The 652-nt window shown below is 68.3% G+C and carries 1 protein-coding gene; it reads right to left on the bottom strand.

The features are described from left to right. A partial coding sequence (locus E1258_RS34190; RefSeq protein WP_371688726.1) for an HIT family protein occupies positions 1-230 on the bottom strand: 230 nt, incomplete at its 3' end. Between the last annotated feature and the right edge of the window lie 422 nt (positions 231-652).

Here is a 652-nt window from a genome sequence, read left to right as displayed (position 1 = left end):
CGACGGTTCGCTCGTGGACCCGGGGCCGAAGCCCGTCCGACAAGGTGTTGGCCAAGCTTCGCCGCGAGCTGCAAGCGCTCGCTCAGTGGCACCTCGGAGGACTTGGCGCTGTTGAGGTCGTCGCCCAAGTACCGCGGAATGATGTGCCAGTGGAGATGCGGGATGTCTTGAGCGGGCGGTCCCAGGTTGAGCCGCACCGTCGTCCCGCTAGCACCGAACGCAGCGCTCACCGCCTGCCTCGTTGCCGACCACCGCACTCAAGCCCTTCGCCCAGGCCGGCGGCGACGCAACGCGCCCCTGCCGCCATCACCGAGCGGGGTGCTCGCGGGTGCTCGCACCCAAGGCCAAGAATCCGACAATACTCGCACAAGGGGCGGCGGGGCAAAGTGGCATCGGGCTATTTTTCCCAGCTCAACGGTGGGCCGGAGGCACCACCATGAGAACCAACCGGCGACCATGGCCGGTGACCCGTTGCCGCTACGTATGGGCAGTTCAGCGCAATGAGGCGGGACTTCAGTCCGTCCACCTTCGCCAGGGCCTCCAACGCCGCCCGCATCCTCTCCGCGACCAACTCCACCCGACCCAGCCAACACCGCCGCCAGGACATGGGTGGAATCCGTACGCCGCCGGCCCCGCGCCCGCACCAACCCCA

Source organism: Micromonospora sp. KC207 (assembly GCF_004348615.1).
GTDB lineage: Bacteria > Actinomycetota > Actinomycetes > Mycobacteriales > Micromonosporaceae > Micromonospora.
This window is presented reverse-complemented; position numbering and strand designations above follow the sequence as displayed.